The sequence below is a fragment of the Caballeronia sp. LjRoot34 genome, from assembly GCF_964253815.1.
Taxonomy (GTDB): domain Bacteria; phylum Pseudomonadota; class Gammaproteobacteria; order Burkholderiales; family Burkholderiaceae; genus Caballeronia.
Window position 1 is genome coordinate 1 of record NZ_CAXUSB020000020.1, and the last position, 5,412, is coordinate 5,412.

The window sequence follows — 5,412 nt, forward strand, 5'->3', positions numbered from 1 at the left end:
TTTAACAGAGATCGCGATTGAAAACGTGACGCAAAGGTGTACCCCGTTGATAGAAAGATAGGGTTCCGTAATCTGCACCGTTCCAGGTTTGCCGATGGCATTGCGAAAGTATTGACGCCTGTTCCAGCAAGATCCCGACGCCTCGGGCGTAGATCGAGACAGATTTGGCGTCGAGATGTAAGGCTGAGGAGCCTTGATGTCGTCTCCGACCTGAATACCTTGAGCGTCTAACAAGAAGCAGCGGGCCGCGCCCTCTAGGCGAAGGAGGTCCTCGGAAGCACGAGGAAAATCGATGCCCCCGCAAAACCTTTCCGCCGCTGTCTGCAGAGCGACGGAGTAGGCCGATAGAAGTGTGTCCTTCGTGCGTGCGTTCAGTTCGACACGGGCGCGAAACATCTCGGCCATCGAGTCCATGACTGCCCGGCACGACTCCTCACGTACTCGCCCCGTAGCAGGGCGTGCAAAGTAAAATCCTTGCACGAGATCCGCATCGCATTCCATCGAGAGAAGTGCTTCAAATTGCGTTTCGACGCCTTCGATCAGAACTAATGCGCCGGTTTCATGCAATAGTGAGACTAGGCGCGGCAACATGCGTGCAATGCGAGGTTCCCGAGCCGCCAGCGCGATGACACTCCGATCCAGTTTGACGATATCGGGCTGAAGTTGCCAGACCCGATCGATGTTCGAATGACCTGCACCAAAGTCGTCGAGCGCTATCAGAAATCCCTGCTGCCGAAATGAAGCGGTGCCTTCGATTAGTCGTTCGAGATTCCCGTCAGGCGTTTCGAGAACCTCGAGAACAATACGATCGGGCCTCAATTGCAAGCGGGTTAGAGCGTCTTCGACAAGACGGCGATAGGCGTCCGAGATGATGAAACTATCCGGCTGAGTATTGAGAAAGAGTCGTTGATGCGCATTCGCTATTTGCACGAAGTTGGACGCGTGTAGCAGTTGGACCCCTCGGTCGAGGTTGTTCCGATGCCCCCGTGCACTAGGGCGGTTCAGTACCTTTAGAGGTTCAACTTCGTTGCAACTCGAATCGTATGCTCGGAGTAAGGCCTCATACCCGACCGGAAGATGGTGTGAGAAACCGAAAATCGGTTGGAACGTGCTGGAGAGGGTCAAGTCACCGAATCGGGCCGACGATGACTGGAGCAATGCATCATTTCCGTGAAACTGCAAGAGGTCTGGAGATCCCAATTGAATACTCGCTAAGATGAAACGGCGCGTTCCGTATCAAACTATCAAAGGGGTGCCGCGAATTGAATCCGATCTTCGATTAGGACGCACGCGCAGCCTTTATGCACGCTCTATTCATCGCAATTCGCGATCAGACGGGTCTCGTAGATCAAATTTTGGCTTGTGGGAAGCAACGCACTGATTTGAGTTCGCTTGCTGTTTCGAAACGTCTTGTACAACCTGACTCTGCCACCTGAGCGACGTGTCGCTCCACATCGCACATCACCCAGCGTGTCAAGAAGGGCGGATTCCACCCGCTACGCTCCTCCCGTCTACTGCCTAGTGTTATGAGTTGAAAATTCATGACATTATTTAGGTCGTTGTTTGTCTTTTGCAGAGTGGCACCTGCTCGAACAACAATACGATAAGGCAACGCCTTTTCAGTGTTTTCGACCGAAGCATGCTTCAGCAGCTTCCGCAGGTAACAGCCCGGCGTGGAAGTAGCCTTGAAGACGCATTACGGTCGCGGCGTCGGGCCGGTAGGGCGATCTGACAAAGTCCCTTGCAACGGCTACGTCGTACCAAGCACATGTCCACTCATCCAGATCTCGCTCGTATCGACACGGTAGATGGTTTGATTCGTTAAACATAGCGAACCCCTTCTCGGTTGTATACGCGACCGGCGTTCGGTCACACGCGTGGATATCCTAATCGCGCCGCACATCAAAAAACGCTCATCGCCGGGCGTTCGGCGTCAGGCGCGAACACATCCCAGGTACCGTCGCGTTGACGGAATAAATAGAATGCAAACGTGCCTGCCGATTGCAATGCCTCGACGCAGACATAGCGCCTCTGATTCGAGCGTGCGCCACTTCCTCGTGTCACCCGAACCGACACCGAAGGAACCATCAAAAGCCATTTTTCCACCATGAATCGCAATGACCTTTCAGCCGTTTCCATTTGCTTCTCCTTCGAACTCGGCTCTGCTTAAGGGTCGGCCGACGTTCCCTCTTCCACTTCGCAAGTAGTACCCAAGGAGTTCGGTCTCTCCGGACAATCCGTAAGCAGTTATCGCGACAACGCGTCCATGGTTGCTAGGGCGTAGATTTTGTATGCGAATTTCTAACTCACGACCCTAGCAGGCGACGGCAGGCCGTCTATTTCGTCTCCAGTGCCCGAAAGAAGGATTGCATGGCCGACCAGGATTGCTGCTCGGCCCAGGCGTTGTAGGCGAGGCCCGGTACCGGAGGGGCATCCTTGTTGGTGAAAGCGTGCTTCGTTCCCGAAAACAACAGCGTTTGGAACTTGGCCTCGGCGGCAATCATTTCGGCTTCGAAGGCGGTGCGATCTTCTAGCGGAATGCTCGGATCCTCGGTCCCGACACAAGACAGTATGGGCGCCTTCACGCTACCGGGCACCGCCGGAATAGTCGCCTTGAGACCACCGTGGAAGCTCACGACGCCATCTACCGGCGCTCCCATTCGGGCGAGTTCCAACGCGACCGTCCCGCCAAAGCAAAAGCCAATCGCGAAGGTGAGTTCCGTTTGCACCGCCTTCTTGAACGCATCGAGCCCCGCCAGAGCGCGGGAGCGTAGCGCTTCGCGTTTTTCCAGCCAAGGCATTAGCCGGGGGAAGATCTTCTGGGGATCCTTCTCGACCGGCGAGCCTTCGCCATAGATGTCGAGCGCGAAGCCCGCATAGCCCAGTTCTGCCAACATCTCGAGCCGGCGCAGGACGTGATCTCCGCGCCCCGGGCCTTCATGACACACCAGCACACCAGCGCGAACAGTGGCGCTAGAGGGAAGAACCAGAAGCCCTTGCAGCGACACACCATTTTCCGAATAAGGGATGATTTCCAAGAAGAACCTCTCTTTACGTTGCGTTGCGATGGATTTGATGCGGGCCCTAAGTAACGTACGAGCCTTCACCGGTTTTGGGAACGAGTTCCCGGCGATAACGATGTCCCGATATTGACGACGGGATTGCGGATACTTCCGATCTTCGCAACGTGCGCCTCAATTACGTCACCTGGCCACAGCCATTCCTGAGGTGTACGACCGGCGCCGACGCCTTCCGGGGTTCCGCTTGCGATGATGTCCCCCGGCTCAAGGGTAATTCCCTGCGAGATGTCGGAAATGAGCTCGTCCACTTTGAAAAGCATGTGACTGGTGTTGGAGCGCTGCTTCTCGACGCCGTTGACGCTGAGCCATAAATCGAGCTGCTGGGGGTCGCCGATTTCGTCGGCTGTGACGATCACCGGCCCCATGGGCGCGTAACTGTCCAGGCCCTTCGAATAGATCCATTGCCCCGCACGGCGGCAATCGCGAGCGCTCATGTCGACAAGCACGGTGTAGCCGAAGACGTGAAGCAGAGCGTTCTGCCGGCTGACACGCCTCGCAGTCGTACCGATGACAACGCCCAGCTCGACTTCCCAGTCGAGCTGCTGGGTGATCGCGCCATCATGCAAAATGGGATCGCCATCCCCGATTACCGAGGTGGGAGGCTTTGAGAAGATCACGGGCTGGCGCGGCAAGTCTGGCGACGTTTGAAGCGCTTGAGCCGCCTCAGCGACATGGTCGAGGTAGTTAAGACCAATCCCGAAGATATTTTTCCGCGGGCGTGGGATTGGCGCCATCAGCCGGACATTGGCGAGCGGGAGCGCACTGCCGAGTGGAAAAGAATCGCCACATTTGGCAAGCAAGCCGCCAACCGTCGAGACCGCTGATGGGCCGAGATCGATGAACTCCAGCATGCGGTTCGGGATGGCAACGCCCATGGCGATGCCGAACCGTTCCAGATCGACCACCGCATCACCGATGATCGCGCCAAGCCTACCGCCTTCCTCGACCGAAGGTCGATATGTCGCCAGCTTCACAATTCCCCCTCCGAAGATAAGTATCGGAAGCTGGTTGGGCCGCTTGCGATACTTATCTTGCTGCTTTGTTCACTCACTCCATCAGTCTGTGCTCACAGCATATGACGTGCAAAGTTTGGTGTCAAGTAAATTACCATATTATGAGAATTATGTTAATAGGTCTGACAGCTGGGAATGTGCAAAGCGGGGTCGGGCGGGCCTAAGGATGGAGGCGGGCGCCAGCGAAGCTCGGCAGTGCAGTCGTAGGTAAAGATGGCCTTAATCCGGCGTGAACATCAGAAGTCGTAGACCGACGCCGACAAACCGGACAGGACTATCGGGCCCCGGCGCCAAACTACGCCCCACAGACTGGGGGCGCTTAGCCCAGCTACGTCGGGGCCACGCCCTACATTTGATCTATCCCATAATGTGATAATTTATTGGGATATGCAATTAGTCAGCTTGGCCGAAGTCGACGTACCCGGCGCATCTGGCGGACCAAGGAAATGTCGCTTCGCGAGAAGATCGAGGAAGGTCCGCACCTTTGGCGAAAGATGTTTTCGGCTCGGGAAGACGCCAAAAGTCTTTCCGTGAAGCTCGGCCTCGTTAGGCAGAACTCGAACGAGGCGGCCAGCGCGGATATCCTCCATGACGAGGCATTCCGGAAGAAAAGCAAGCCCAACGCCTCGAGGGTAGCGAGGTGCAGGAACGTCTCATTAGCGCTGCGGAGGGTGGGGCGGAGCCGGATCGTACGACGCCCGCTTGGCCAATCCCAAGTCAGCCGCCCGTCGGATGGAATCGAGCTATAGGCGAGAAAGTCGCGCCCCTTCAAATCGTCGAGCGAGGACGGGACGCCTGTCCGATCGAGAAATTCCCGAGAAGCAACCAGGGCGAAAATAACAGGTGCGATGGCGCGGGCGACAAGACCTGGATGGTGCGTGTGGGTCACTCGCAGGGCTAGGTCGAAGCCCTCTTCGACCAGGTTGACCCTGCGGGCGCTGAAATCCACCTCAAGTTGCACAAGCGAATGTTGTCGCACGTAGTCGCGGATGAGCTCGGCAAACCAGACATTCGCCATCCAGGCTGGCGCACTGAGCTTCAACACGCCGCTTGGGTTGACCGCCGTGTCGGTGATCACCGCCTTGGCCTCCCGAGCACCTCCAGAGCATTACGCGCCTGCTCGAGATAAAGAGTTCCGGCGTCGGTCAAGCTAACGCTTCGACTCGTTCGATTCAGCAGCCTTGTGGATAGGTGGCGCTCAAGATGAAGGAGGTGCTTGCTCGCCATCGCAGGCGAGATGCGCAACCGCCTCGCGGCTGCAGTGAAACTCCGCAGCTCGGCCACAAGGCAGAAAACCCTAAGAGACTGTTGCAGAATTA

The 5,412-nt window shown here is 56.7% G+C and carries 6 protein-coding genes and 1 pseudogene; all 7 read right to left on the bottom strand.

What is annotated here, in order from left to right:
- Nucleotides 1–1,200 (bottom strand): EAL domain-containing protein (locus ACSQ36_RS46860; RefSeq protein ID WP_436187611.1); only part of this gene is annotated, 1,200 nt, incomplete at its 3' end.
- 702 nt (nt 1,201–1,902) lie between these two features.
- Nucleotides 1,903–2,139 (bottom strand): hypothetical protein, encoded by a 237-nt coding sequence (locus tag ACSQ36_RS46865; RefSeq protein WP_436187019.1) that lies wholly within the window; start codon nt 2,137–2,139, stop codon nt 1,903–1,905.
- Between the two features lie 197 nt (nt 2,140–2,336).
- Nucleotides 2,337–3,038 carry a dienelactone hydrolase family protein gene (locus ACSQ36_RS46870; RefSeq protein WP_436187612.1) on the bottom strand — a complete coding sequence of 234 codons (702 nt, stop codon included), beginning with the start codon at nt 3,036–3,038 and terminating at the stop codon, nt 2,337–2,339.
- Between the two features lie 65 nt (nt 3,039–3,103).
- On the bottom strand, nt 3,104–4,054 hold the full coding sequence (locus ACSQ36_RS46875; RefSeq protein WP_436187613.1) for a fumarylacetoacetate hydrolase family protein: 951 nt from the start codon (nt 4,052–4,054) through the stop codon (nt 3,104–3,106).
- Between the two features lie 416 nt (nt 4,055–4,470).
- Nucleotides 4,471–4,683, bottom strand: a complete 213-nt coding sequence (locus tag ACSQ36_RS46880; protein WP_436187614.1) for a hypothetical protein — start codon at nt 4,681–4,683, stop codon at nt 4,471–4,473.
- 125 nt (nt 4,684–4,808) lie between these two features.
- Nucleotides 4,809–5,111, bottom strand: a pseudogene (locus tag ACSQ36_RS46885) (LysR substrate-binding domain-containing protein); the annotation flags it as partial.
- A gap of 56 nt (nt 5,112–5,167) precedes the next feature.
- A complete protein-coding gene (locus ACSQ36_RS46890) occupies nt 5,168–5,377 on the bottom strand; it encodes a LysR family transcriptional regulator (protein WP_436187615.1) in 210 nt (69 codons plus the stop codon).
- Nucleotides 5,378–5,412 lie beyond the last annotated feature (35 nt).

Excerpts from the sequence above, each read along its gene's own strand:
- ACSQ36_RS46865 (WP_436187019.1), bottom strand. The coding sequence starts at position 2,139 with ATGGAAACGGCTGAAAGGTCATTGCGATTCATGGTGGAAAAATGGCTT.
- ACSQ36_RS46880 (WP_436187614.1), bottom strand. The coding sequence starts at position 4,683 with ATGGAGGATATCCGCGCTGGCCGCCTCGTTCGAGTTCTGCCTAACGAG.